Here is a 25545-nt window from a genome sequence, read left to right as displayed (position 1 = left end):
CGAATTTTTTTCCAGATTGTCTGTAAGTTCTTATCAGTATTTTTATGAAATTTTGTACTTAGTTTATCACAAGAAAGGAATTTATTAGAATACTATGCGGTAAATTTGTGGTAATAAAATACATAAAACAATTACTTACCGACTGATTGATACGAAAAATGGCAAGAAAAATTAGAATGGGTATGATTGGTGGAAGCTTGGAAGCTTTCATCGGAGCTGTTCACCGTCGTGGGGCGGCATTGGATGGCGAAATTGAATTAGTTTGTGGAGCTTTTAGTTCTGACCCTGCGAAATCAAAAGCTACAGGCGAAGCATTGTATATCTCCCCAGACCGTGTTTATGGTTCATTTGAGGAAATGATTTTGGCTGAAAAAGCATTGCCAGAAGGAGAAAGAATGGATTTTGTTTCTATTGTTACTCCAAACCATGTGCATTTTCCTGCTGCCAAAATGGCTTTAGAAAATGGTTTTCATGTGGTATCTGATAAGCCTGCTACCTTGAATTCTAAAGAAGCCTATTTATTAAAAGATATTATTGAAGAATCAGGATTGATTTATGCTTTGACACATAATTACTCTGGTTATCCAATGGTGAAAGAAGCAAGAGCTTTGATAAAAGCTGGTGCCATTGGTAAAATTCGTAAAGTAATTGTTGAGTATCCACAAGGATGGTTGGCGCAACTGGTTGAAGCAACTGGACAAAAACAAGCCTCTTGGAGAACCGACCCAGCAAGAAGTGGTGCAGCAGGTGGAGTTGGAGATATTGGTACACATGCCGAAAACTTGGCTGAATATATTACTGGTTTAAAAATTACTGAGATTTGTGCTGACTTAACGATTTTCGTAGAAGGCCGTCAATTGGATGATGATGCCAATATGCTTTTACGTTTTGATAATGGAGCAAAAGGTATATTGCACAATTCACAAATTTGTAATGGCGAAGAAAATGATTTGAATATCAGAGTATATGGTGAATTTGGTGGTTTGAAATGGAAACAAATGGAGCCAAATACGTTGATTTTGACAAATCAAGAAAATGGTTCAAGAATTATCCGTACTGGTGTGGGTAATTTATCTAAAGCTGCTCAAGCGCATACTCGTCAACCAGCAGGTCATCCAGAAGGATACATTGAAACATTTGCCAATATTTATAGAAACTTTACTTATGCACTTCGTGCAAGATGGGGAGAAGAAGCTCAGAAAAATGCTACTGGTGGACTAAATGGAGAAGGCGAAAATACATCAGGATATGATCCTGAAATTCATGACTTTATGGGCATTGAAGAAGGTTTACGTGGAATGGTATTTATTGATACTGTTTTGAAATCAAATGCAGCAGGTGCAGTTTGGACTAAAATGGAAGTTTAAGTTTTACCTGAAATAAAAACACCCTCCTGAAAACTTGTTGTTTGCTTGGAGGGTGTTTTTTTATGAATTGCAAAATAGATTCATTGAACCACATTTACCTCAAATTCAGTACTTATTGATTTTATTTTTTGATTCAATAAATTAGCCTGTTCTAGTAAAAAATCAGCAATTCCTTCAATTGGTCTTTCATTTAATAACTTATCTACTTCTAAACTCAAAGCTTCGATTTCTGAATTACTTTTAGCATTATCTATTCTCAGGAAAATAGCTTTTAGTTTTTCAAGAGTTTTCATCACGAATATTCTTTTTGAGTTCTACTAATACATTTATTTTAAATAAAACGAATATTACTAATTTTAACGCTTCACAGCCGCTTTTAAAGCATATTTTTCTGGATTTTTATCAAACATTTCTTTGCAAACAATACTACAAAAATGTACTTTTTTACCCTGATAAGTAGAAGTGTTTTTAGCGTCTTTTTCTACGTTCATTTTGCAAATTGGGTCTTTCCCTTCTTCCAGAATTACTTCTTTCTTTACTTTACTAATGGTGGCTTTTGCCACTTTATTGGGTTTTTCTTGCGAATACGCTACGTTTCCGATGGCTGTAAGTACAGCGAAGCTTAAGATTATCTCTTTCATTTTTTGATTGAATTGAAAAAATTAGATTTGATATTCAATGGTCGCTTTTATAAGCTTAATGGTCTGCACAAATTTACGGAATATACTATTATGTTTTTTAACAGCTTATCTTTAATTAAATTTGTCTGACTGCCTTTTTATCAATAGGCTATTCGATGAATAACTGCTTTAAAATGAGATGTCTCAAATGACTAAAACTAATTTAACAAAATATCAAGTTGTGTTTCTCCATATTGCATTTTGGGCTTTTATGTTGGCTTTACCTTTTTTGTTACAATCTCAAAATGCAGAACCTGTTAAATCAATTATTCGTCGTCCTCCGCCGACGCCCAAAGTATCAATTACTACTTTTTTCGCCATTTTTACTTTATTGAATATACCGTTTTTTTACTTGAATAGTAATTTCCTAATTCCTAAAATTTTAAAGACAAAAGGTATTTGGTGGTATTTGCTTTCAATTGTTATACTCATTGCTTCAGTGTTTTTGCTGACAACAATTGTGAAAAGCGTTTTTTTACATGCAAAATTTATCCCCAAAACAGGCTTTACTTTTCAAATACTTTTCTTTCTAGCAATTAGTACTTCTTATCGCATTGTGTCTGATACTCTGGAATATGAAAAATCGAAAAAAGAACAAGAAAACGAAAGGCTAAAATCTGAATTATCCTTTTTACGCTCGCAGATTAGTCCACATTTTATATTTAACGTATTAAATAGTATTGTTTCACTCTCAAGAAGAAAACCAGAAAAAGTAGAACCCGTAGTCGTAAAACTTTCTGATTTAATGCGTTACATGCTTTATGAATCTGATGATGCAATGGTAACTTTAGGACGAGAAGCTCAGTATCTCAGAGCTTACATTGAGCTTCAACAATTACGTTTTGGTGATGATATTGCAATCAATTTTGAAGTTGGAAATTTAGATAAAAATCAAACGATTGAACCCATGTTATTGATTCCTTTTGTGGAAAATTCTTTTAAACATGGCGTCGGCATGATTTCGAACCCAACCATTGAAATTACTTTGACAACCCAAAAAAACAGTTTGACATTTGAAGTAAGTAATAAAGTAAACAGACAGTTTTTAGAAAAAAAAGATGAAGCTTCTGGTATTGGTCTTGCCAATGTAAAACGTAGGCTTGAATTACTTTATCCAGAGAATCATCAGTTAATCATTAAAGATCAAGATGATTATTACAAAATAAAGCTTGTCATCATTCGTAAAGATGAATTGGCTTAATTTGATTTTGTAATTTTCCAATAGCACAAAAAGAGTATCTTTGAAGATAGATAAAACATATTTTACTCTTTCAAAGTGTTGAAATGTGATAAATAAGATTGCTTATGCTGAATTGTATTGCCGTAGATGATGAAAGTCTAGCCCTTGATTTACTTGAGGACAATATTAATAAAATACCATTTTTGAAACTTGTAAAACGCTGTAAAAATGCTTTTGATGCGATTGAAGTTTTACAAAATGAACAGATTGATTTGATATTTCTGGACATACAAATGCCTGGCATTACTGGCGTTCAGTTTTTGCATAGCTTGAAAACGAAACCAATGGTAATTTTTGTTACGGCTTATAAACAATATGCGCTTGAAGGTTTTGAATTAGATGTAGTAGATTATCTTTTGAAGCCTATTGATTTTGAAAGATTCTTAAAAGCGGTCAACAAAGCGTCTGAATTATATACTTTACGAAATAAACCACAAGTAAGCGAAGAGCCTGTAGTAGATAAAATATCAGCCATTTTTGTAAATGCTGATTATTCATTAGTGAAAATTAAGGTTTCAGAAATTACTTATATTGAAGGTTTGAAAGACTATATCAAAATCTATACTTCTACTTCTTCAAAACCTATTGTTACCAGAATGACGATGAAAGCCATTGAAGAGAAACTCCCAACACCCGATTGCTACAGAGTACACAAGTCTTTTATTGTTTCCTTAGATAAAATCGAATCTATCAGAAACTTAAAGATTAAAATTGGTAATGCACAAATTCCCATCAGCGAAAGTTATTCAGAAGGCTTTTTTAAAAGCATCGGTCAATAAGTAAGCACATTGCTCGTTTTCATATCATATCAAAGCATTTAACATTTTTTAACGCAACTATCGCACAATAATAGCGGTCTATTTGATGTATTCTAAAGTAAGTGGCAATTTATGAGAAGATTGCCCTAACTTTGTACTCGGATTAACCAACTGTATTTCATGAAAAAACTTTTTCTCTTAACCACTTTAGTACTATTCTCAGTGAAGGTATTTTCGCAGGTTACAACAACTACTGGGATTACTATCAAAGATGAATTCTATAATAATCGCCCTCTAGCCGAAATTTTAGCTGATTTAGAAACAAAAGTAGGTGCTAAATTTATTTATGATCCTACTAAAATTAAAGGCTTATATGCAAGTTACTGGTTTGATAATATGTCATTAGAAACAGGTATGAGAGGACTTTTGAAAGGTTCTGGGCTGAAGTTTTATGTAGATGATAATCAATTAGTTCATATTGTTCCTAAATCACAAAAAGTCTATGTGAAAAGTAGTTACAATAGTGGTACTTATTATGGTGGAAACTCTGCCGTACCTGCGCCAGCAATTGCAGATGCTGGAATTACTGCTCCAACGCCACAAGGAACAACACCGCAGATTGCTGTTAATCGTCCAGCGATGGAAGCAATTCCACAAAATACTCGTCGCCAAGCTGCTTTAAAACCTGCTACGAAATTCGATTTTACTTTTACCGGGAAAATTCTTGATGCTCGTTCATCAGAGCCACTTCCTTTCGTTAATATCATGATTAAGAGTAAAAAAACAGGTACACAAACCAATGTGGACGGTTATTTTACACTCTTGAAAGTACCGACAGATACGACAACTTTAATTTTAAGTTATATTGGTTATGTAACTACTACGATAAAATTGGTACCTGATGCTCCAATTTCTGGCATTACTATCGAAATGGAACCAGATAATACGGAATTGGATGAAGTAGTAGTAAAAGGCGAGAAAACAGAAGTATTGAAAGCTGCCGAAACAATTGGTATGTTTAAAATGACGCCTCGTAACATTGCTAAATTACCAAACGTTGGCGAAAAAGATATTTTCCGTTCTTTTCAATTAATGCCAGGTATTAGTGCTGCCAATCAATCTTCTTCTGGTTTGTATGTTCGTGGTGGTACGCCAGACCAAAACCTTGTACTTTACGATGGTTTTACGGTTTATTATGTTGATCACCTTTATGGTTTCTTCTCGGCTTTCAACTCAAATCCAATCAAAGATGTACAGCTTTATAAAGGTGGTTTCGATGCTAAATTTGGAGGAAGAATTTCATCTGTAGTTGAAATTACAAGTAAAGATGGTAATAAAAGAGAATTTAATTTTGGTGGAGATTTAAGCTTAATCAGTGCCAATGTTTGGGCAGAAGGTCCTGTTACTAAAGACAAAAAAGTGACATTCTCGGTAGCGGGTCGTCGTTCATGGGCTGGTCCACTTTATAATAAGATTTTTAATACTTTTAATTCAAGTACTACTAGCACACAAGGCGGAGGCTTTGGTGGAGGTTTCAGAAGGACTCAGAGTGCACAAACAGCAACTTCATATTTTTATGATTTGAATGGAAAAATTACTTTCAAACCTTCTGAAAATGAAAACGTAAGTTTGAGTATTTACAACGGAGAAGATTACCTTGATAATTCGCAAAGTTTAGGTTTGCCATTTGGTGGTGGAGGAGGTTTCAACAATACCGACCTTTCTAAATGGGGAAATACAGGTACGAGTTTGAAATGGTCGAAAAAATGGAGTGATAAATTCTATACAAATACCTTGATTAGTTATTCAAACTTCTTTAGTGGAAGAGATAATACAAGTGAAAACTCATTTGTAAGAAATAACGAAACGACTACCGTTAAGTTTGGTTCAATTGAAAGCAACGATTTAAAAGACTTTTCTGCTAAAACAGATATTGAGTACAATACTTCAAAAAGTAATCAGCTAGCTTTTGGTATTCAAGCGACAAGACTTAATATTCAATACTCGAACAGCCAAAATGATACGACAGTTATTATCGCTAAAAATGATAAAGGAAGTTTGTTGACCGCTTATTTACAAGACCAAATAAAATTATTTGATAGTAAATTGGTGTTGAAAGCTGGTATCAGAGCCAATTATTTTGATGTAACGAGCAAAAACTATTTTGAACCAAGACTTTCAGGTACTTATTCAGTAAACGACCGTTTGAAGTTCAAAGGAGCCTGGGGTATTTATTATCAGTTTGCTAAACAGGTTGAAAGAGAAGATATTTCAAACGGAAGTCGTAATTTCTGGGTTTTGGCTAATAATTCTTACTTGCCAGTTACTTCTTCAACTCACTATATTTTTGGATTGAGTTATGAATTGAACGATTACCTGTTTGATGTGGAAGGATATTATAAAGATATTCAAAACGATACTCGTTATACATTACGTTTTGCTCCACAAATTGGTCGTGGTTTAATTGCGAATGAAACTTTCTTTAACGGTACAGGTAAAGTAAAAGGAATTGACTTTTTGGTTCAGAAGAAATTTGGTGATTATACTGGTTGGGTTGGTTATACTTTTGCTCATTCTGATAAATATATCGCTCAATTCTCAGCAAATTCTTTCCCTTCTAACTTTGATGTAAGACACGAATTCAAATCGGTAAACATTTATAAATTAGGTCGTTGGGATTTAGCAGCTACTTGGATTTACGCTTCAGGAAAACCTTATACTTCAATTGTGGGTGGTTATACCGTAAAACTATTAGACGGAACAGAAATTGACTTTACAGATCCATCAATTACAAATGGAAATCGTTTGCCAGCTTCACATCGTTTAGATGTTTCAGCTACTTACAATTTCTCACGTGGAAGTATCGGATTCTCTGTATTTAATGCTTACGGAAGAACAAATGTTTGGTACAAAAAATATCAAACAATTACCGATGCAACTACAGGAGATAAGTACCTTTCAATTACGGATGTCAATTATTTAGGTTTTACGCCTAACATCACATTTAGCTATAAGTTCAAGTAAGTTGAAATGTTTTTTGTTTGTCGAATAATCAAATCAGGCAAAAAATCAAATTAAAGACGAAAAAATGAAATCATATATCAATTATATATCATCAAAAAAGAACCTCTTTGCTTTTGTAATGGCTACTGCATTACTTGGTTTTTTAATTGCTTGCGAAGAGGATTCTAATTTTATACAAGGAGGAGCTAAGCCAATTGTTGAAGCTTATTTAGTTGCAGGCAAACCAATTTCTTTGATTGTGAAAAAAGAAATTGCCTACAATGAAGATACTTCAAATACGCAAACGCCTATCAATGGATTAGACATCAAAATTTCGGATGGTACTAATACTTATGCGTTAACATCAGTAGGAGAGGGTTTGTATAAATCGGATACAAATGTAAAATTGAAAGTTGGTGTTACTTATAATTTATCATTTGTTTACAATGGTAACCCTGTAACGGCAAGTACTATTATTCCAACGAAACCTGTTGGTTTTACTACCGATATTACTTCGATTGCACGTACTAAATTGAATCTTTCTTCTGGTGGTGGTTTTGGTGGTGGTGTCGATGAAAATGTAAATGTTAATTTAACATGGAGTAATCCAACCAGCGATTACCATTTTGTAGTTGTTGATAACCTTGAAGTAAGCCCAGTATTAATTATTACTTTGCCAACAACGACTAATTTTAGCGATTTAACAAGACGTTTTAGAAGTCAACCAGTACAAGGAACTACTACGATATTACGTTCTCAGCAATTTCAATATTTTGGAAAACACAACATTGTGTTGTTAAAAGTAAACCCAGATTATGCAGCTTTGTATAATAGTACAGGAAGTACTTCGCAAAACATCAGTACGCCACCTAGTACAATTACTAACGGATTAGGTATCTTTACAGGTGTAAATGCAGATACTTTAGCGTTTACGGTTAAACAAAAATAAGCTCTTCATGGCTGAATTTAGGACAACGTTTACGATTCCAAAAGCTCAAAATAAGATTTCTCTTGATTCTCAACTCATTACGTTAGGCTCTTGCTTTGCGGATGTAGTTGGGAATCAATTGAAAAATAATAAGTTGAAAATTGAAGTAAATCCATTAGGAACGTTATTTAATCCACTTTCAATTTTTAAAGTTTTATCTCCCGACTATCAATTAGCAGATGAACGCCTCTTCATCGAAAACCAAAGTACTTGGTTTCATTATGATTTCCATTCACAGTTTTTTGCCAATACAGAAGAAGAATTAGCTAAAACAATCAATGAGAGCATCAACGACTTATCAAGCAAACTTCAATCAGCCAATTTCGTTTTAATTACTTTCGGAACAGCTTTTATTTACAAACTTTTATCGACTCCAGTTTATGTGGCAAATTGCCATAAAATGCCCAATAAACTTTTTGAAAAAGACTTATTGAGTGTAAAAGATATTTGTAAAAGCTTTGCGATGCTCCATAAGCAGTTGAAAGCCGTAAATCCTAATTTGAGAATAATTCTTACACTTTCGCCAGTAAGACATACCAAAGATGGCATTCCAGAGAATCATATTTCTAAATCAATACTTCGTGCGGCTTGTCATTATTTAACGGCAGATTATAGCGATGTAGCATACTTTCCTGCTTATGAATTAATGATGGATGATTTGCGTGATTATCGCTTTTATAAAGCCGATTTAATTCATCCAAATGAAGTAGCCGAAAACTATATTTATGAAAAATTTGCTGATACTTATTTCGACGGTGAATTAAAATCTTTTATTGCAGATTGGAATCAAATTAAGAAAAGATTGGCTCATCGTCCTTTTAATGAACAGTCAGAAGCTCATCAACAATTTTTATCCACTCTTTTAACTGATTTGGAGAAAATTAGTGCTAGAATTGACGTTTCTGAGGAGATTAAAGAAGTAATGAGCAAACTCCTATAAAAATAAAAAACCTCGATATAATCGAGGTTTTCAGAGCTTCATTGTTAAATGGTATTGTATAAGAGGATTGTTAATTGTTTTTTGCCAAATAACTATTGGCGGTTACTCTATAATTATCAAAAATTGCTCTGGTAATATTTTTTAAATCTCTATTCGCTAAAGATTTGTTGAATTTCAAAATTTTAGAAGCGTAACCAGTCCAAAATACTTTGTTAGAATTTTTGTCAATCATCGAAATGATTAAAGTACCATTCTTTAAGTTTTTTTGATACACCTCAAACTCATCATTTTGTGTTTGTGTGTTTCCGTACACTTTTTTTACTTGTTGTAAATTGAGGTTTTTATCATAAATAGCATAAGAAATCAACACATCTGCATTTTCTCTACTTTCAGTGTATCCTCTTATTTCCATTTGCTTCTCAATTTCCTCTTTAATCACCATTTCGTTTAACGATGATATTGATTCTTGTGGGCGACTCACTTCCTGAACTATCGTGAAAGAACGATTTTCGGTATTTATAGCATGAAAGTCGTTGTTGGCTTTCACAAGTATTGTTTCCCGAGTGCATGAAGTAGCAAGAAGTCCAACAATGAATGTTGCAACCACTATGCGTTTCATTTATTTTTAAGATTGTTTTTGGATATTGGCGTTTAAGCCTTTACAAAGGTAGAATAAAATTTTATATAAAATATAACTTTATTGACTTTTTTTTTCACTTAATGTGTTTTTGTGACAAGTTTTAATTTTAATAGTTCTATGTTTTATTGGAAAGTTTACCGTAAGTATTTCATTTTGAATTGCTTATAAAAAAATAAATCCCTTCCCCAAAGGAGAAAGGATTTACGGAAATATCCAAAAACAATCTCAAAAAATTAAATATTTTTATTTCTTTAAAACTACAACTGAGTTTACCAGATAACTATTTTTTTCTGTAATCAAATTATAAACTTTGTTTACTTTTCTAGCGCCAGCTTTTGTAAGAAATACATTGAACTTTTTAAATTTATTTGTTTCGCTATCGTAAACAAACACATTTTGTCCAACTTTTAAATCTCCCATCGTTGTTTTACCATTTTCAGTATAAATCGGGTGATTAGCAGTTGCTTCAAGCTCTTTTAATTTGTATTTAACAGATACAGAAGCCGTAATCATTTCACTTGGATCTACTAAAAATACTTTTACAATATCGAATTCACTATTTTCATGAATATCAATTTTCTCTACAATTGTTGACTCAGCAGTTTTCTTGATAACATTATAAGAAACTACATACTCGCCGACTTTTACATCACTAATGTTTTTTGTTTCACCATTAGCCATTGTGATTTTAGCTTCGGCTGGAAAACAATATTCGTATTTGTCTTCTTCTTTGCCTTTATCGCCAGCAACACCAGAGAATTCTTTTGCCAAAACGAAAGCTACACAAGATGAAAACCCAGAAACTGCTTTTTCGCCATCTTTCAAATCATCAATGTATTTGCCCCAAGTTTCTTTTTCAGCTAATGGATTTGGAACAACTAAACTGATTCTTTTGCCATCTTTTGGGGTAGTGAAAATCATTAAGTTAGCAATTTCTTTCATTCCAGCCGATTCAAGTACTTTATACAAGTAAATTCTTCGTTCTAAACCGTCTGAAAACTTGAAAACATAAGGAGAAGTACTGTTATCTAATACAAAGTTTCCATCTTTTACATAAGTATCTTTATCTAAGTTTTTGATAGCGATTTTCTTTACAGCTTCAAATTCACTTAGTTTGATACCCATTTTTTCACCTTCTTGGGCGAAAACACTAGTTGATAAAAAAAGTAAGGTAATAAAGTATATAAATTTCTTCATGCTAAAATCTTGTTTTACGAGTCGAAAGCTAAGCAGCGTTTACTCGTTTGTGAATTTGTGTAACTACTGAATTGGCAGATTCTAAAGCTCCAGCCATCCAAGCTGTTAAATGAGAAGTATGTTCTCCAGCTAAATAAATTTCATCATCAGGTTTAATCAAAGCAGGATAGAAGCGTTTTCTTGCTGATTCGCTGTATTCTGCCCAACCGCCTTTTGAATAATTAATTTTTTGCCAAGCTAATGAAAAAGAACTCTCAAATTCAGTTTTATACTGTGGATGAATTTTTCCACCTTGTTCCAAGGCTACTTTTTCTCGTTCTGCTAAACTAAGATTTCCTAATCTTAAAGCTCTATCGTGAAAATTGTAATAGCCTTTCAACACGCCTTTTTTACCCATAAAATTGTAAGAAGGATAAAAAATTTGTGTAATGTCCATATTGGTTTTAGAAATTCCACCAAATATGTTGTCATCTTCTTCCCAGAACCTTCTTTTAAATTGTAAACCAATCTTTCCAGTATTCATATAAGGCACAAAATCTGCTGCTCTACGAATATCTGAGGATAAATCAGAAGTAATACCTTTTAAAACGGGTAATGGAATTGTGCAAATACAATAATCACCTAGAATTTCTTTAACAGTACCTGTTTTGTCTTTATAAACAATTTTTACGCCCGGTGAAGTTTTTCTGATTTCTTGTACTTCTGACTGAAACTGAATTTTACCTTCTAATCTCTGTGCAAAAGCATAAGGAAGTGCGTCCATTCCACCAACAGGTTGTAACATTACAGGTTGTTGATTAAAAGTATATTCACCAACATTCGAAAAAGCTGGATGAAAAAGCCCAGATTCAACAATATCATGTAATAAATGTGGTGAAGCTAATTCTGGAGATTGCTCTCCGTATCCACCTTGACGTTTATAACCATGACGTTCAGAACCTTTGTACTTTTTCATGATGTCCAAATCGCCCTCTTCTTTTAAGTATGCACTTAATTTTTCAAGGTCTTCTTTGGTAACTTCTTCATCTAATGCTTTTTTGTCAATCGCTTTTGTTAAAAGCTCATTTGTGTATCCACGCACATCTGCATGAATCTCTCTAATTTTAACAGGTTTGTTCGATAATTTTCCAGTTCCTTCTGAATAATAGTAAGCTCCTTCGTTTACATTCATGAATATCTCTAAAGGGATATTGAATTCACGGCAATAGTGTAAAGAAAGCTTGTGATTGTGTGGGATTCTGGCTGCTCCACCGTTATAATAAAGACCTTTATCGAACTTACAAGTTTGTGTAATACCACCAATTTCAGTTTCTGTAGTTCCGCCTCTAACTGTCCAAACTCTACCGCCAGGGCGACTTCTTGCTTCTAAAATGGTTACTTCATATCCTAATTTTATTAATTCATAAGCACTTGACATTCCAGCTAAACCTGCTCCTAAAATGATAATCTTTTTATTGGCTTTGTTTCGTTGTAAGTTAAGTGGCTCGGCTTTAGCTTCAGGTATTAAACCGAAACCTAGCATGGTCAGGTAACTGGCAGAACCAGTTTTTTCGATAAAATCTCTTCTTGTCATCTGTCGCAAATTAGTAATTCCTTGTGAAATATAAAGGATGAAACGTTTTCACAAGGAATTACAGAACTAAGAAATAACCTTTGTAAAGGCTTCGGCGAATGCCTTCATTTCGTCCATTGTTCCGATTGAAACTCGGCACCAATGTTGACGATCAAATTCCCATTTTCTAAGCATGACGCCTTCAGCAGCCATTTTGGCTAACATATCAGAACCTTTCATTTTTAGAGGGAAAATAACGAAGTTGGCAGATGATGGAATGTATGTATATCCAGCTTTGGTTAAGAATGAATACAAGTATTGTTTTGATTCCTCAGTGTTTTTCAATGTCAATTGTTGGAATTCTACATCTTTAAATGCAGCGATAGCAGCAGCGAAAGATGGAACAGACATATCAAAACCACCTGAACAATACGGTTGAATCATTTTTAAAATTTCTGGCTTAGCGATGGCATAACCACAACGTAAACCTGCAAAAGCATATAATTTAGACATTGTACGAAGAACCAAAACATTTTTCCCAGCTTTAACGGCTGGAATCATAGAAGCAGTTTTAGGGTCTTTTGCATAGTCGATATAAGCTTCATCAGAAAGAACAGTGATTTTGTCTGAAACTTTATCAATAAAAGCACTGAATGATTCTGAAGGTAATACTGCACCAATCGGGTTGTTTGGATTGGTAACATATACCAAACTTTGTGAACCGTTGATTTTCCCAGCAATGGCATCTAAATCATATTGGTAATCTTTCGTCAAGGCAACTTTTTCCATTGGTACTCTTTCTTCGTTACCAGAAATGTAACAAGGGTCACCAACGATGATTTTGCCTTTTTGTCCGTAAGCTACTAAAGAAGCTGTTAATAATTCAGAAGAACCTGCACCTAATAAAATATAGTTTTCAGGTACTCCTTCTTTTTCAGCGATGGCTTTTACCAATTCGCCACGAAGTTTGAAGGCATAACGGTTAGCATCACCAATTGCACCAATTAAAGCTTGCTTTGTTTTTTCTGATGGTCCCCAAGGATTTTCGTTAGCACTTAATCTAACAAGAGTTTTGGCTACAACAGGGATATTTGAGTATTCTTTTTCAAGTAGAAATTCTGGAAGAAGACTATATTGTAATTCTTGTCTAAGGACAGGATTTGCAGCAGCTTTTTGAATGAAAGCAGACGCTGTAGTTAAACCAGCGGTTGCAAAAAGACTTTTTTTAAGCCAATTACGGCGATTCAGATTTGATGACATTTCACACAACGTTTAAGAGTGAATGAATTAAATTTATGATGAAGATAATAAAGCTTTTATATATTTCAATGAAAGTCTGCTAAGTAAATTCTCTGAACTCCTACGGGGTTTGAACCCCGTAGAATTCGGAAATTGATTTTATAGATTGATGAAGTATGATTGTTGTACTATTTTTATTTAAAGGTAATTTAAAGTTTTTAAAATCAAAATTGATTTCGATAATTTTTTCGTTTAAAAATGTATTGATAAATGATAATATATTTAAAAATGCACGTTTTTTCTGTTGTAAAATTATCTATTATTTAAATTACTTTGCAAAAGTACATAAAATAAGTTTTTTTTTAAATAGAGGAAAACACTCATTTATGTAAAAAATGTTGTACAAAAATAATATTCAGGAATCGAATCTATAGACTTTATTGATTGAATCTAAGCTATTTTACGGAAACCCTAGACAGACGAGTAAAGGCTTGACTTTTGTAAGTACCACTCCAATTAAGAGGAATGCTATTTCCTGAAGCTGGGCTTGTAAGTCCTAAAGATTGCCACGTTTTTTCTACACTGATTTTACCTTTTGCATCAGTTGTTAGCTCTGCTACAACTGCACCACTATTACGCAAGGTAATCGTGATTTTTGTATTTGCTACTGGGAGAGAATCAATCCCTTTAGTGTAATCCAAAAGATTGGTTTTGTCTAGTTCAAGTATTCTAGCTGATAAAACCACATTGCCAGTTTTGGTATAACTAATGGTTGGTTCAGTTGCGAAATCACCAGGAGCTGTGCCATCAATAGCTACTAAAACTGGAGAAACTACTCTCGGAACGAATGGGTCATCAACATTTTTACAAGAAGCCATCGTTAATAATGCGAAAAGAGCAATAAGAATAATTGGGGGTAATTTATCTATGTGTTTCATGATTGTTCTAATTTAATGTTAAGTACTTCTGCCTTTGGTTTATTTTTCTGCCCACCAAAGTTTGGTTTTCATGTCGTTCGGGCCACCATTTAGTTTTTCTCCTTCAGACACATTTTTAGCATTCAATGAATATTCTGAACCCGGATAAGGCAATCGTGTCGGAATAATTGCTCCATTTTCGAAAACTGCTCTTGGGTCGGCTGCTGGCATCACAGGATAACCTGTTCTACGATACTCTGTCCAAGCCTCAATGCCTTGTCCAAATAAAGCAATCCATTTTTGATCAAGGATTTTTTCACGAGTAACTGTTCCTAGTTGTGCAATCAAATCGCTTGAGCCAGTAGCGGCATATTGAGCAAATGAAGCCGTGATACCTTTTTCGAAATAAGCTTGCGCATCTCCAGTGATGTCTCCATCAATACTTGCTTCAGCTAAAATAAATTGGAGTTCTGCATAAGTCATCACTACTTCTGGTGCCGCTGCGGCAGTAAAGAAACTACCAATTGTTGAACTGCTTTCTAAGTAAGTTGTAGCGATAGCATCTGGTAAACCGTTGGCATGACCTTCATATTTACCTACCTTGTTCGGATTCCCAAAAATTTTGATTCTGGCATCGCTTACTCCGTTCATTTTATCAACCAATGTTTTACTTAAATTCCAGTCGGTTCTACCATCTTGTATCAATACTTGATTCCACTCGTTATTACTTGGTAAAATCGTAGTACATTTTAGCGAAGCATTATCATCATTACTGGTGAAGATTGGGTACTTTACTGGGTCTGCTAAAATTTCACGCATAATTGCTCTTGACTCAGCTGGCTTTTTAGCAGCTTGACGATTTGCAAGACGTAAACGTAGAGAGTTGGCAAATTTTTTCCACTTTAGAATATTCCCGCTGTAAAGAATGTCACCAGAAACTGCCGAACCAGCAACGCTCAACTTTTCATTGGCCACTTTCAAGTCTTCAAGCATTCCTGCATATACTTTCTCCATTGAATCATAAGCAGGCGTATAGATTGGGGCTTCTGCTGTTCCTTTTAAGGCTTCAGAATATGGAATTGCTCCCCACATATCTGTTAATAAAGAGAAGTTCCAAGTACGCATTATTAAGGCAATGCCTTCGTAGTTTGCGTTAGGAGTAGTTCCTTTTTCTCCAGAAATAGCGATGATTCTATTGAAGTTCGATTGTGCATCGTTGAAAAAACCTTTCCAGTTATTTAGTGGCAATGCTTGTGAGATACCGTAGTTATCTCCTTCGTTTGAGTAAATATTTCTGGTTAAATGTTGAACCCAAAGTGCTGCACCGTCAAGATTGATTCTTTCAAAACGGGTACGATGTCCCCAGTAGCGGTCGATGGAACTTTCAATACCAGTTGGTAAAAGGAATTGTGGCGTAATCGACGACGGATTGTTGGGGTCAACATTCATTTTATCGAAAGTACTAGTACAAGACCCTGCCGCTAAAATAATGCTGGTAGCCAGAAGGTATATTTTGCTATATTTTCTCATGTTATAAAAATCTTTTTAAATGAATGTGAGTTTTCGTTTTGCTTTACTAGTCCTCACAATGATTGAGTTAATCGACTTTGTTGTTTAGAAGCTGAATGATAAGTTGGCTCCAATACTTCTCGTTGAAGGTAACTCTCCATAACCAAAGCCTTGTCTGTTACCACCATTTGCATCAATTTCTGGGTCTTGGTGAGGATGATTTTTGAATATCATCAAGACGTTACGCCCAACTGCTGAAATTTTTGCTGATTGGAAACCTAATTTTTTCACTAAAGCTGTTGGTAACTTATAACCGAATGATACTTCACGCAATTTTACATAGCTACCATCAAAAATGGCTGCTTCATGATAACGACGTGGGTTGTTATAACCATAGTATTGGTTGGCACTTACAATAACATCGTTTGGAGCATATACTTTTGTTCCATCAGAGTTTGTTGATATCACCTTCACCCCTGAACCAATTACACCTTCCTCACGACCAACAGCTGTTTCTGCATATTGTCCTGTCCAACGAGCATTGGCTGTTCCTTCGTCAAAAATAGCCCCCCCCATGCGTACATCAATCAAAGTAGATAAAGAGAAGTTTTTGTATGAAAATGAGTTCGTGAAACCACCAATCCAATCTGGTTGAATATTACCTAAGATTTTTTGAGTGGTTGAAAGTTGAGGTAAACCATTCACCATGATTAATTGTCCGTCTGGAGCTCTTTCAAATCCATAACCATAAAGTGTTCCGTAAGGCTGACCAACTCTTGCTTCCGAAGTTAAACCTCTACGTTCGTTCAACACATAAGTAGTTAAGCCTTCAGCCAATTCAACCACTTTGTTTCTGTTACGAGAGAAGTTGAAGCTAACATCCCAAGAAAAACCGTTTGAAAGCTTTAATGGAGTACCTGAAAGCGTTACTTCAATACCTGAGTTAGAGATTTGACCAGCATTCAAAATACGAGTATTATAACCTGTAGCTTTTGAAATTTCAACACCTAAGATTTGGTTTTTGGTTTTTTGCTCATAGTATGTAAGGTCTAAATTTACCTTTCCTTTAAATAAGCGAAGGTCTAAACCTGCCTCTAAACCCGTTGTAATTTCTGGTTTAAGCGTTGAATTTGAAATCGTAGTATTTTCCGCAAATTCTGGAGTTGCCCCATTCCATGAAGTACCAGCACGATAAGTTTGTGCTAATTGATATGGGTCGGCGTCGTTACCTACTTGTGCCAAACTGAAACGTGCTTTTCCGAATGATAAAACATCTCCTTTGATACCATCAATTAAATCAGTGAAAACTGCACTCAAAGATGCTGATGGATAAAAGTATGATCTGTTGCCAGCAGGTAAAGTAGATGACCAGTCGTTACGAGCAGTTAAATCTAAGAAAATAGCATTCTTGAAACCTAAGTTTACAGAACCAAAAGCACTTTGTACTTCACTCTTCGTAATGGTTGAAGCAATTGTGTTTTGGCTTGGTACTGCATTTCCTGCATTGTATAATCCGTCGATTACTAATTCACCAACGTAGATATAATTTCTTTTGTAATAATTGCTTCTTACAATTCCACCAGCTTGTGCAGTAATTGAAATGTCTTTATTAACGTTTCCGTTATACGTTAATATCGCATCGGTGTTTGTTTCTTGGCGACGAAGTACTTCTTCTGAGAAACGACCCGGAGTACGGTTTCCATTTCTTACTCTTTCAAAGTTGACAATATTAATACGAGTATCCGACCAAACGTCTGTTCCTGTTCTCAACATTACACTTAATGAAGGTAAGATTTTATAGTTCAAAGCAATGTTTCCAACTAAGCGATCTTTATCATTTGACGAAGGTAATTTTTGTTGAATATAGTAAGGGTTCGTAAAGAAAGTATGTTGCCAGTTTGGTGGGTCGTTGTCTGGTAATCTGCCCGCAACTGCTCTTTGAATATGTGTTGAAGTATATGATTCCCAGTCACGTAATTGCGCCCAAGATACACTACGATGCGACCAGATAAATTCTTGTCCAGAAGCATAACTGCGGTTATCTGCCCAAGATTTTACGTACTCCGCTGATAAAGTAATGTTGAATTTGTTTGTAAAGTTGTACCCAGAGTTAAATTTGAAGTTATTACGGTGAAAATCATTGTAATACATAATTCCTTTTTGGTCGAGATGCCCAACTGATAAACGGAAATTTCCTTTATCGTTTGCGCCAGAAATAGCTACGTTGTTAGTAAAGGCTGTTCCTGTTTGCCAGAATTCTTGGTAGTTATTTGGCTGTGGCGTAAGTGGCGCAACATCAGTACCAGTCCACCATTGACGAACCAATCTCCCATCCATTGGCGCACCCCAGCTTTCGTCAGTTCCATCCGTACCACTCAAAGGCGCATTTGGCCCATAAGCCGCTCTGTACTGTGCAATTTGATTGGCATCTGTAATAGAACCACTCCAACCATCACTGTACCAAGTACGGTATCCGTTACCACCACCATAAGTATTTTGGAAATTAGGAGAAATGAATGGTCTATCAGCAACAAAGTTTGAATTTACTTCTACACCAATCCCTTTAGTTCCTGCACCGTTTTTGGTAGTAATCAAAATAACACCATTGGCCGCTCTAGAACCATACAAGGCCGCAGCGTTTGGCCCTTTTAAAACAGCAATATCTTTGATGTTATCTGGGTTTACTTCTGATAAACCCGAACCGAATTGCTTATCAAATGATTGTTGAATAGGCACACCATCAATGACCACTAAAGGCTGGTTATTACCCGAAACTGAAGATGAACCACGGATTTGAATGGTAGAAGCAGCACCCGGTCCAGAACTAGTATTTACTCTGAAGCCAGCAATTTTACCAGAAAGCCCATTCGCTAAGTTGGTAGATCGTGCTTCTACAACACTCTCACCTTTAAGTTGTTGCTGAGAGAAACCCAATGCTTTTTTATCTCTTTGTACGCCTAATGCTGTAACTACTACTTCACTGAGTTGCATGACATCAGGTTTCATTTTTACTGAGATTGAGCTTTGCGAACCCACTGGCACTTCATAAGGAGTCATCCCAACGAAAGTAAATACTAGTATATCTTTGGGCTGACATGCAATGCTAAACTTCCCTTCACTACTTGTATTTGTACCACTTGTAGTTCCTTTGATTAATATAGTTACACCGGGCATTGCTGTACCATCTTCAGCGGAAGTGACTGTTCCCGTAACAGTTTGTTTTTGAGAGAAAGCCGTTGATGAAACCAACAGTATTCCCCATAAGAATAGTAAAATTTTGTTCATAAATGTTTGTTGTTATATGGTTGGTAATTCTATTTAATTCAATTGCTTTTGATAAAGGAAATAGTATATCAGGCCAGTGATTTTGGGTCAAAGGCTAAAATGATTTCTCAGGAATAAAATTTTAAATCTGTATCAAAACAATAGGAACTATCACTACACTTTTTGATTAAAAGTGGAAATGTGATTTAATGAAATATGGTATAAATTGAAGTGTTGTTTTTGGAAGTAATCAAATAAAGGAATTAGTAATGCTTTGTCCGACTTTCGGAAGTCGAGTAATTGTTGTTTTAGTTTGCTGTGTTTTTTGATATAAGAAATTATACTTAATGCAAAATTTAAAGAGTTTTTAAGAAATGCCCAAATACAGTTTTTTATTTTGCTTTTCGTTGATTTCTAAGTACGATTATAATGAATTTATTTAAAACGCCAAACATAATTTTTAAAAATTATTAATTAATTAGAAGGAAGAAAGTATATTTAGTTAAAATTTTATAATAAATATAATTCTTCCAAGAGTGGTAAAAAGTCATGCTGAAAAGTGATAAAAGTTTTCCTTTTAATCAAGCTCTTCAATCTAGTTTTTTTTATATAAGTACTTATAAGTTAAACTACTTAATTCTTTGGAAAATAACACTTCATGATTTTATCAATCAAATTTTAGATTATCTTGTATTCGAAAACAATAACAAAATAATATGATGGAAAATCTATCCTTAGAGCAAATGCGTTACCCTATCGGAGTATTTAAGAAACCCAATGAAATCACTGATGATTTATTGAAATCTTGGATTGAAGATATTGAAGCGTTACCTACTTTATTAAAAAAAGCGGTTGATAGTTTGAGCGAAGAACAATTGGAATTGCCTTATCGCCCAGAAGGTTGGACGCTGAGACAAACCGTAAATCATGTAGCAGATTCACATATAAATGCCTATTGTCGTTTTAAATTAGCATTGACAGAGGATACTCCAACCATTAGACCTTATGAAGAACAATTTTGGGCAGAATTAGAAGATGGAAAAAATGGACCTATCGAATGGTCGTTGACTTTATTAGAAGTACTTCATAAGCGATGGATTGTATTATTAAAGTCGATGACAGAAGAACAATTTGAAAGAACATTTGTTCATCCTGCTACGCAACAAGCCAATTCACTTCGAACAGTTACCGGGATGTATTCTTGGCATGGCAGACATCACACCGCACATATTACTGAATTAAGAAAGCGTTTGGGAATTTAATTGTAGGTTTTATATGGATGAAGACACATATTTCAATCTTGTAAAAATCCAAAATCAAATGCTAAGTATCTTTTAGTTTTTTGCAAGTATCGCCTTTCGTCTTTTTTCCCTTATCTTTAACTTTTCATTCAACAACCACATAAAAGATTTGGTATTAACACTTTGTACATGGAACGTTTCACAGGACTTATTGGAATTGTATTAATTTTAGGAATTGCCTATTTGATGTCGAATAATAGAAAAGCAATCAATTACCGCACCGTCGGTGTTGGTTTGGCTTTACAGTTTGGTTTGGCAGTTTTTATTTTACGAACTGATATAGGAAAAACACTCTTTACAAAGTTAGGAGAGATGGTAAATCAGTTACTTGAAAAAGCTGATAAGGGTGCAGAATTTGTTTTTAGTTCTTTGGTTCAACCAGAATTGATGACAAAAGCGTTTGGTCCAGGACATGATTTTGTGTTCTTTTTCAAAGTAATTCCTACTATTGTATTTGTAGCTGTGTTGGTAAATATTCTTTACCATCTTGGTATTATGCAAAGAGTCATTGCCGTTTTGGCAAAAGGTATGCACTGGCTAATGGGAGTAAGTGGGGCAGAGGCGCTTTCAAATGCGGCTTCGGCTTTTGTTGGACAAGTAGAGGCTCAGATTATGATTAAACCTTATTTAAAAGGAATGACGAAATCTGAATTATTGGCCTCGATGACGGGAAGTTTTGCCTGTATTGCTGGGGGCGTAATGGCTACTTATATCAAATTAGGAGTACCCGCTTCGTACCTTTTGGCGGCAAGTATTATGGCTGCTCCGGGTGCTTTGGTTATTTCTAAAATCGTTTACCCAGAAACGGAAAAGTCTGAAACACAGGGGTTTGTTCAGCTTGAAATCAAAAAAGTACATTCTAATTTAGTAGATGCTATTGCTTCTGGTGCTTCTGAAGGATTAAAAGTTGGTTTTAATGTAATTGCAATGTTGATTGGTTTCATCGCTCTGATTGCTTTAATTGATTCAATTTTATGGCATATTGGGTTCTACGTTTTCGGAATGCCAAACCTTAGCATGAACTTCCTTTTAGGAAATGTTTTCTCTGTTTTTGCATGGGCAATGGGTGTACCTGCTAAAGACACGCAAGTTGCTGGTGCTTTGATGGGGACAAAAATGGTAGTAAACGAATTTGTTGCTTATCTGGATTTAGTAAAATTGAAAGAAACACTTGATGCTAAAACATTGGCTATTACAAGTTTTGCTTTGTGTGGATTTGCGAATTTTAGTTCGGTGGCAATTCAGATTGGTGGTATCGGGGAGTTAGCTCCTGAACGCAGAACGGATTTAGCAAAATTAGGTTTCAAAGCCTTGATTTGTGGTACTTTAGCAAGTTATTTGTCTGCAACTTTAGCGGGATTACTTCTCTAAGAATATGATTATTACATAAAAAAAGCCTGACGCTGTAAATACTTCGTCAGGCTTTTTTGTATAAGTATGATTAATTTTTAATGTTATCAAGATTATAATGTAAGCCTCGGTTTTCTTTACGAGCTCTAGCATCTTTAATAACCAAATAAGCTACATTAATCATATTTCTAAGTTCATTGATTTGAACGGAAATTTTTGATTGTCGATAAAGTTCTTCGTGCTCTATATAAATCAATTCCAAGCGGTCATAAGCTCTTTTTAGTCGTCGGTCAGTTCTTACGATACCCACATAATTACTCATGATAGATTCTAATTCCCTAGCCATTTCTGTTACCAAAACTAGTTCTTCTGGATGCGTAGTTCCCTCATCGTTCCAATCTGGAATATTGTTTGGAAGGATGTTTTCTTCAAAGGTTTCGATGGATTTCAAGAAAGCTCTATGCGCATAAACAATGGCTTCAAGTAAAGAATTTGATGCCAAACGATTAGCACCGTGCAATCCTGTTGAAGAACATTCGCCAGCAGCAAATAAGTAATTAATATTAGTCTGCGAATACTCATTTACTTTGATTCCCCCACAAAGATAATGCTGAGCTGGCACCACTGGAATCATATCTTTTTCGGTAATTTCCAAACCAAGATTTTCCTTACAATACTCATAAATCATTGGGAAATGATGTTTGAAATCCTCACTGTCTAAATGACGAGTATCCAAGTAAACATGGTCAACTCCATTCTTTTTCATTTCAGAGTCAATCGCTCTGGCGACAATATCTCTAGGTGCAAGCGAAAGACGTTCGTCATATTTTTCCATGAAAGTAGTTTCATCAATATTTTTCAGAATACCACCATGCCCACGTAAAGCTTCAGAAATTAAAAAAGAAGGTTTTTTGCCAGGTTGATACAAAGAAGTAGGGTGAAACTGAATGAATTCCATTCCTTCAACTAGACCCTTTGCACGATATGCCATAGCAATACCATCGCCAGTTGCAATCGTTGGGTTCGTCGTACTTTGATAAACCTGACCGATTCCTCCAGTAGCCAAAAGAGTTGTTTTGGCTAAAAAAGTTTCAGTTTTTCCGGTAAAAGTATTTAGGATATAAGCACCGAAGCATTTTTTATCAGGCGTATCTTTCGTTACTTTTTCGCCTAAATGGTGTTGCGTAATTAAGTCGATAGCAAAGTAATGCGTGAAGAAATCAACACTTTTGAAAGACTTTACTTTTTCTAAAAGTGCTCTTTCAATTTCATTTCCTGTTGAGTCTTTATGATGTAAAATTCTTTGGTCAGAATGTCCACCTTCTTTCACTAAATCATAAGTACCATCATTCTTTTTATCGAAATTAGTGCCATAAGAAATCAGTTCTTTTAAGCGTTCAGGAGCTTCGGTTACAACAATTTCAACGGCTCTTTTATCAGACATAAAATCACCTGCCACCATCGTATCATTGATATGTTTTTCAAACGAATCATCATCTTTCCAAACAGTAGCAATACCCCCTTGTGCATATTTTGTATTACTTTCTTCTTCAACAGTTTTGGTAAGAATCGCTATTTTAACATCTTGACCTTTTTCTTCAAAATAAGAAGCAATTTTTGCTGTATAAGAAAGCCCTGCAATGCCTGAGCCGATAACTAAAAAGTCGTATTGGGGCATAATGATGAAAAACGGCTTGCCGCCCGCATTTTATAAGTTAATGTACAATTTTAATGTCACGAATAAGCAAAGTTATTTTAAAAACTCCTTTATTTATACTTTGGCTTGGAAATTATCTGTATAAATCAAACTATCAAAGCTTAATGAATGCTTTGAATTTAGCTTTTGAAAGAAGAATCTTCAACGAGAATCATCAAAAAATTTGCATTTCCCAGCATTGAGGTTTTACTTTGCATCATCAAGTCAATTTTCTTCCGAGGTTTTCAGCCTCATCGGAGTAATTGATTTATAAAGAAGAAGGGAGAGAATAGGCTCTATGAACTTCTGGCAACCTACCGCTCGTAAAGGCAAGGTGCTAATTCCTACCTAAAATAGATAGCTGATTATTGGGCTTTTTTAGGAAATATAAACCAATTACGATTACTCTCCCAGTCATTTTTCATGCTGTAAAGTATTCGTCAGGTTTACGATTTATTTTCGTTTATCGTCATGATTTTTTCGTGACCAAACTTTTCAGCTTTATGTCAAAATTTATTAAACTTACAACGGGCAATTATCTAATTGTTCATGGTTTCGACGCCAGCAATAAGGAAATTGTTGAAGAAGTAACTGTGCCACAGAAAATGGTGAAAATTGTCGCTATCGAGCGTATTCAATCTATTTCTGAGAAATATATTTTAGTTACAGGTCCGCATGGTAGATTGATGTATTGGGAATATGAAGAGAATTTCGAGGACTTGGAAAAGCAATTATTAAATAACGAGCTTTTGATTGCTTAAAATAAAGGTTTCACCCAAAAAGAGTATTGGTGCTCATTTTTTATCCATTGAATAATCTTTTTAAATATAACAAAGCCTTCGCATTAGAAGCGGGAGGAGTTTTACCAGAAATTGAACTAGCATATCAATCTTTGGGTAAGATGAACGAAGACTGCTCTAATGTAGTTTGGGTTTGTCATGCCTTTACGGGTAGTCAAGATGTAGAAGATTGGTGGCAAGGTTTGGTAGGAAGAGGTAAACTTTTCGACCCAGATAAGCAATTTATCATTTGTGTGAATGTTTTAGGTTCGCATTATGGAAGTACTGGCCCGCTTTCTATCAATCCAAATACTGGCGAACCTTATTATCATACTTTTCCATTTATTACCATTAGAGATATTGTGAATTCATTCGATTTACTTCGTGAACATCTCGGAATTAATCGAATTAGAACTTGTATTGGTGGTTCTTTAGGTGGACAACAATGTGTAGAATGGGCAATTTCTCAACCTGATTTGATTGAAAACCTGATTTTAATTGCGACTAATGCTCAACATTCACCTTGGGGAATTGCTTTTAATGAATCACAAAGGATGTCGATTGAAGTTGACCCTACTTGGAAAGAAAGTAATCCACAAGCTGGAATTGAAGGCATGAAGGCTGCTCGTGCTACTGCTTTGATTTCATACAGAAACTATGAAACCTATGGCGTAACGCAAGCAAGAAACGACGAGCCTTTGGGCAAAGTACATCGTGCAACAAGTTATCAGCGTTATCAAGGTGAAAAGTTAGCGCAGCGTTTTAATGCTTATTCTTATTTTGTACTTTCACAAGTGATGGATTCGCAAGATGTGGGGCGTGGCAGAGGTGGTGCAATTCAAGCACTTTCACAGATTAAAGCAAAAACGTTGGTAATGGGAATTAAATCTGACGCACTTTTCCCAATTAATGAACAAGCATTTTTAGCGAAACACATTCCTGGGGCTACTTTTCAAGCCTTAGATTCTTTATACGGTCACGATGGCTTTTTGATTGAAAGCCAATTAATTACTAAAGCCATTAAACTTTGGCAAAAATTTGTGAAGTTGGATGTCAATCCAATGTATGATTTTTTCAAGAAGTTGGAAAAGAAAAACTTAGCAATTCATTAATCGAAAATCCTGA

General features: G+C 34.8%; 20 protein-coding genes and 1 riboswitch. Of the genes, 10 read left to right on the top strand and 10 right to left on the bottom strand.

All coding sequences use genetic code 11. The features are described from left to right. Positions 1 to 176: 176 nt before the first annotated feature. Positions 177 to 1367 carry a Gfo/Idh/MocA family protein gene (locus ABID42_RS18415; protein ID WP_367284980.1) on the top strand — a complete coding sequence of 397 codons (1191 nt, stop codon included), beginning with the start codon at positions 177 to 179 and terminating at the stop codon, positions 1365 to 1367. Between the two features lie 80 nt (positions 1368 to 1447). Here the strand turns inward: ABID42_RS18415 and ABID42_RS18410 are convergent, their stop codons facing one another. Next, positions 1448 to 1660: a hypothetical protein gene (locus tag ABID42_RS18410; protein ID WP_367284925.1), complete on the bottom strand. Its 213-nt coding sequence runs from the start codon at positions 1658 to 1660 to the stop codon at positions 1448 to 1450. A gap of 63 nt (positions 1661 to 1723) precedes the next feature. Next, positions 1724 to 2008, bottom strand: a complete 285-nt coding sequence (locus ABID42_RS18405; protein ID WP_367284924.1) for a YHS domain-containing protein — start codon at positions 2006 to 2008, stop codon at positions 1724 to 1726. Between the two features lie 187 nt (positions 2009 to 2195). Here ABID42_RS18405 and ABID42_RS18400 point away from each other — a divergent pair, with 187 nt between their 5' ends. The 5 genes from ABID42_RS18400 (at position 2196) to ABID42_RS18380 (ending at position 8976) form a co-directional block, all read left to right on the top strand. Then, the gene (locus ABID42_RS18400; RefSeq protein ID WP_367284923.1) at positions 2196 to 3248 is read left to right on the top strand and encodes a sensor histidine kinase; all 1053 of its coding nucleotides are present in this window, start codon (positions 2196 to 2198) and stop codon (positions 3246 to 3248) included. A 104-nt stretch (positions 3249 to 3352) separates the two neighbouring features. Further along, positions 3353 to 4066, top strand: a complete 714-nt coding sequence (locus ABID42_RS18395; protein WP_323256491.1) for a LytR/AlgR family response regulator transcription factor — start codon at positions 3353 to 3355, stop codon at positions 4064 to 4066. Between the two features lie 159 nt (positions 4067 to 4225). Next, complete coding sequence (locus tag ABID42_RS18390; protein ID WP_367284922.1) at positions 4226 to 7069, top strand: TonB-dependent receptor; 2844 nt, start codon at positions 4226 to 4228, stop codon at positions 7067 to 7069. Between the two features lie 64 nt (positions 7070 to 7133). Then, positions 7134 to 7997 carry a DUF4249 domain-containing protein gene (locus ABID42_RS18385; protein ID WP_367284921.1) on the top strand — a complete coding sequence of 288 codons (864 nt, stop codon included), beginning with the start codon at positions 7134 to 7136 and terminating at the stop codon, positions 7995 to 7997. Positions 7998 to 8004: 7 nt separating this feature from the next. After that, complete coding sequence (locus ABID42_RS18380) at positions 8005 to 8976, top strand: GSCFA domain-containing protein (RefSeq protein WP_367284920.1); 972 nt, start codon at positions 8005 to 8007, stop codon at positions 8974 to 8976. Between the two features lie 70 nt (positions 8977 to 9046). Here the strand turns inward: ABID42_RS18380 and ABID42_RS18375 are convergent, their stop codons facing one another. The 7 genes from ABID42_RS18375 to ABID42_RS18345 all read right to left on the bottom strand — a co-directional run bounded on the left by ABID42_RS18375 (position 9047) and on the right by ABID42_RS18345 (position 19315). Then, a complete protein-coding gene (locus ABID42_RS18375) occupies positions 9047 to 9595 on the bottom strand; it encodes a DUF4136 domain-containing protein (RefSeq protein ID WP_367284919.1) in 549 nt (182 codons plus the stop codon). A gap of 264 nt (positions 9596 to 9859) precedes the next feature. Next, positions 9860 to 10813, bottom strand: coding sequence for a Hint domain-containing protein (locus tag ABID42_RS18370; protein ID WP_323256482.1), 954 nt, complete (start codon positions 10811 to 10813; stop codon positions 9860 to 9862). Between the two features lie 28 nt (positions 10814 to 10841). After that, positions 10842 to 12386 carry a flavin monoamine oxidase family protein gene (locus ABID42_RS18365; protein WP_367284918.1) on the bottom strand — a complete coding sequence of 515 codons (1545 nt, stop codon included), beginning with the start codon at positions 12384 to 12386 and terminating at the stop codon, positions 10842 to 10844. 66 nt (positions 12387 to 12452) lie between these two features. Further along, on the bottom strand, positions 12453 to 13625 hold the full coding sequence (locus tag ABID42_RS18360) for a pyridoxal phosphate-dependent aminotransferase (RefSeq protein ID WP_367284917.1): 1173 nt from the start codon (positions 13623 to 13625) through the stop codon (positions 12453 to 12455). Between the two features lie 434 nt (positions 13626 to 14059). After that, positions 14060 to 14542: a hypothetical protein gene (locus ABID42_RS18355; RefSeq protein WP_323256476.1), complete on the bottom strand. Its 483-nt coding sequence runs from the start codon at positions 14540 to 14542 to the stop codon at positions 14060 to 14062. 39 nt (positions 14543 to 14581) lie between these two features. Further along, positions 14582 to 16051, bottom strand: coding sequence for a SusD/RagB family nutrient-binding outer membrane lipoprotein (locus ABID42_RS18350; protein WP_367284916.1), 1470 nt, complete (start codon positions 16049 to 16051; stop codon positions 14582 to 14584). An 84-nt stretch (positions 16052 to 16135) separates the two neighbouring features. After that, positions 16136 to 19315 (bottom strand): SusC/RagA family TonB-linked outer membrane protein, encoded by a 3180-nt coding sequence (locus ABID42_RS18345; protein WP_367284915.1) that lies wholly within the window; start codon positions 19313 to 19315, stop codon positions 16136 to 16138. A gap of 698 nt (positions 19316 to 20013) precedes the next feature. On the opposite strand from ABID42_RS18345, the gene ABID42_RS18340 reads away from it, so the two are divergent. Beyond that, positions 20014 to 20556 (top strand): YfiT family bacillithiol transferase, encoded by a 543-nt coding sequence (locus ABID42_RS18340; RefSeq protein ID WP_367284914.1) that lies wholly within the window; start codon positions 20014 to 20016, stop codon positions 20554 to 20556. 168 nt (positions 20557 to 20724) lie between these two features. Next, entirely contained in the window at positions 20725 to 21966 is a 1242-nt protein-coding gene (locus ABID42_RS18335; RefSeq protein WP_367284913.1) for a NupC/NupG family nucleoside CNT transporter, read from the top strand. 70 nt (positions 21967 to 22036) lie between these two features. Here ABID42_RS18335 and nadB read toward each other — a convergent pair whose 3' ends face one another. Beyond that, positions 22037 to 23623 carry an L-aspartate oxidase gene (gene nadB, locus ABID42_RS18330; RefSeq protein WP_367284912.1) on the bottom strand — a complete coding sequence of 529 codons (1587 nt, stop codon included), beginning with the start codon at positions 23621 to 23623 and terminating at the stop codon, positions 22037 to 22039. Between the two features lie 283 nt (positions 23624 to 23906). Beyond that, a riboswitch (SAM riboswitch) is annotated at positions 23907 to 24035 on the top strand. Positions 24036 to 24144: 109 nt separating this feature from the next. On the opposite strand from nadB, the gene ABID42_RS18325 reads away from it, so the two are divergent. Both ABID42_RS18325 and ABID42_RS18320 read left to right on the top strand, forming a co-directional pair. Then, entirely contained in the window at positions 24145 to 24402 is a 258-nt protein-coding gene (locus ABID42_RS18325) for a hypothetical protein (RefSeq protein ID WP_367284911.1), read from the top strand. A gap of 29 nt (positions 24403 to 24431) precedes the next feature. Then, positions 24432 to 25532 (top strand): homoserine O-acetyltransferase family protein, encoded by a 1101-nt coding sequence (locus ABID42_RS18320; protein WP_367284910.1) that lies wholly within the window; start codon positions 24432 to 24434, stop codon positions 25530 to 25532. Positions 25533 to 25545: the final 13 nt, after the last annotated feature.

This window comes from Arcicella rosea (assembly GCF_040543805.1).
Lineage (GTDB): Bacteria > Bacteroidota > Bacteroidia > Cytophagales > Spirosomataceae > Arcicella > Arcicella rosea.
This window is presented reverse-complemented; position numbering and strand designations above follow the sequence as displayed.

Excerpts from the sequence above, each read along its gene's own strand:
- ABID42_RS18375 (WP_367284919.1), bottom strand. The coding sequence starts at position 9,595 with ATGAAACGCATAGTGGTTGCAACATTCATTGTTGGACTTCTTGCTACT.
- ABID42_RS18335 (WP_367284913.1), top strand. The coding sequence starts at position 20,725 with ATGGAACGTTTCACAGGACTTATTGGAATTGTATTAATTTTAGGAATT.
- ABID42_RS18395 (WP_323256491.1), top strand. The coding sequence starts at position 3,353 with ATGCTGAATTGTATTGCCGTAGATGATGAAAGTCTAGCCCTTGATTTA.
- ABID42_RS18405 (WP_367284924.1), bottom strand. The coding sequence starts at position 2,008 with ATGAAAGAGATAATCTTAAGCTTCGCTGTACTTACAGCCATCGGAAAC.
- ABID42_RS18325 (WP_367284911.1), top strand. The coding sequence starts at position 24,145 with ATGTCAAAATTTATTAAACTTACAACGGGCAATTATCTAATTGTTCAT.
- ABID42_RS18385 (WP_367284921.1), top strand. The coding sequence starts at position 7,134 with ATGAAATCATATATCAATTATATATCATCAAAAAAGAACCTCTTTGCT.
- ABID42_RS18390 (WP_367284922.1), top strand. The coding sequence starts at position 4,226 with ATGAAAAAACTTTTTCTCTTAACCACTTTAGTACTATTCTCAGTGAAG.
- ABID42_RS18360 (WP_367284917.1), bottom strand. The coding sequence starts at position 13,625 with ATGTCATCAAATCTGAATCGCCGTAATTGGCTTAAAAAAAGTCTTTTT.
- ABID42_RS18355 (WP_323256476.1), bottom strand. The coding sequence starts at position 14,542 with ATGAAACACATAGATAAATTACCCCCAATTATTCTTATTGCTCTTTTC.
- ABID42_RS18340 (WP_367284914.1), top strand. The coding sequence starts at position 20,014 with ATGGAAAATCTATCCTTAGAGCAAATGCGTTACCCTATCGGAGTATTT.
- ABID42_RS18350 (WP_367284916.1), bottom strand. The coding sequence starts at position 16,051 with ATGAGAAAATATAGCAAAATATACCTTCTGGCTACCAGCATTATTTTA.
- ABID42_RS18365 (WP_367284918.1), bottom strand. The coding sequence starts at position 12,386 with ATGACAAGAAGAGATTTTATCGAAAAAACTGGTTCTGCCAGTTACCTG.
- ABID42_RS18380 (WP_367284920.1), top strand. The coding sequence starts at position 8,005 with ATGGCTGAATTTAGGACAACGTTTACGATTCCAAAAGCTCAAAATAAG.
- ABID42_RS18370 (WP_323256482.1), bottom strand. The coding sequence starts at position 10,813 with ATGAAGAAATTTATATACTTTATTACCTTACTTTTTTTATCAACTAGT.
- ABID42_RS18415 (WP_367284980.1), top strand. The coding sequence starts at position 177 with ATGGGTATGATTGGTGGAAGCTTGGAAGCTTTCATCGGAGCTGTTCAC.
- ABID42_RS18400 (WP_367284923.1), top strand. The coding sequence starts at position 2,196 with ATGACTAAAACTAATTTAACAAAATATCAAGTTGTGTTTCTCCATATT.
- ABID42_RS18345 (WP_367284915.1), bottom strand. The coding sequence starts at position 19,315 with ATGAACAAAATTTTACTATTCTTATGGGGAATACTGTTGGTTTCATCA.
- nadB (WP_367284912.1), bottom strand. The coding sequence starts at position 23,623 with ATGCCCCAATACGACTTTTTAGTTATCGGCTCAGGCATTGCAGGGCTT.
- ABID42_RS18410 (WP_367284925.1), bottom strand. The coding sequence starts at position 1,660 with ATGAAAACTCTTGAAAAACTAAAAGCTATTTTCCTGAGAATAGATAAT.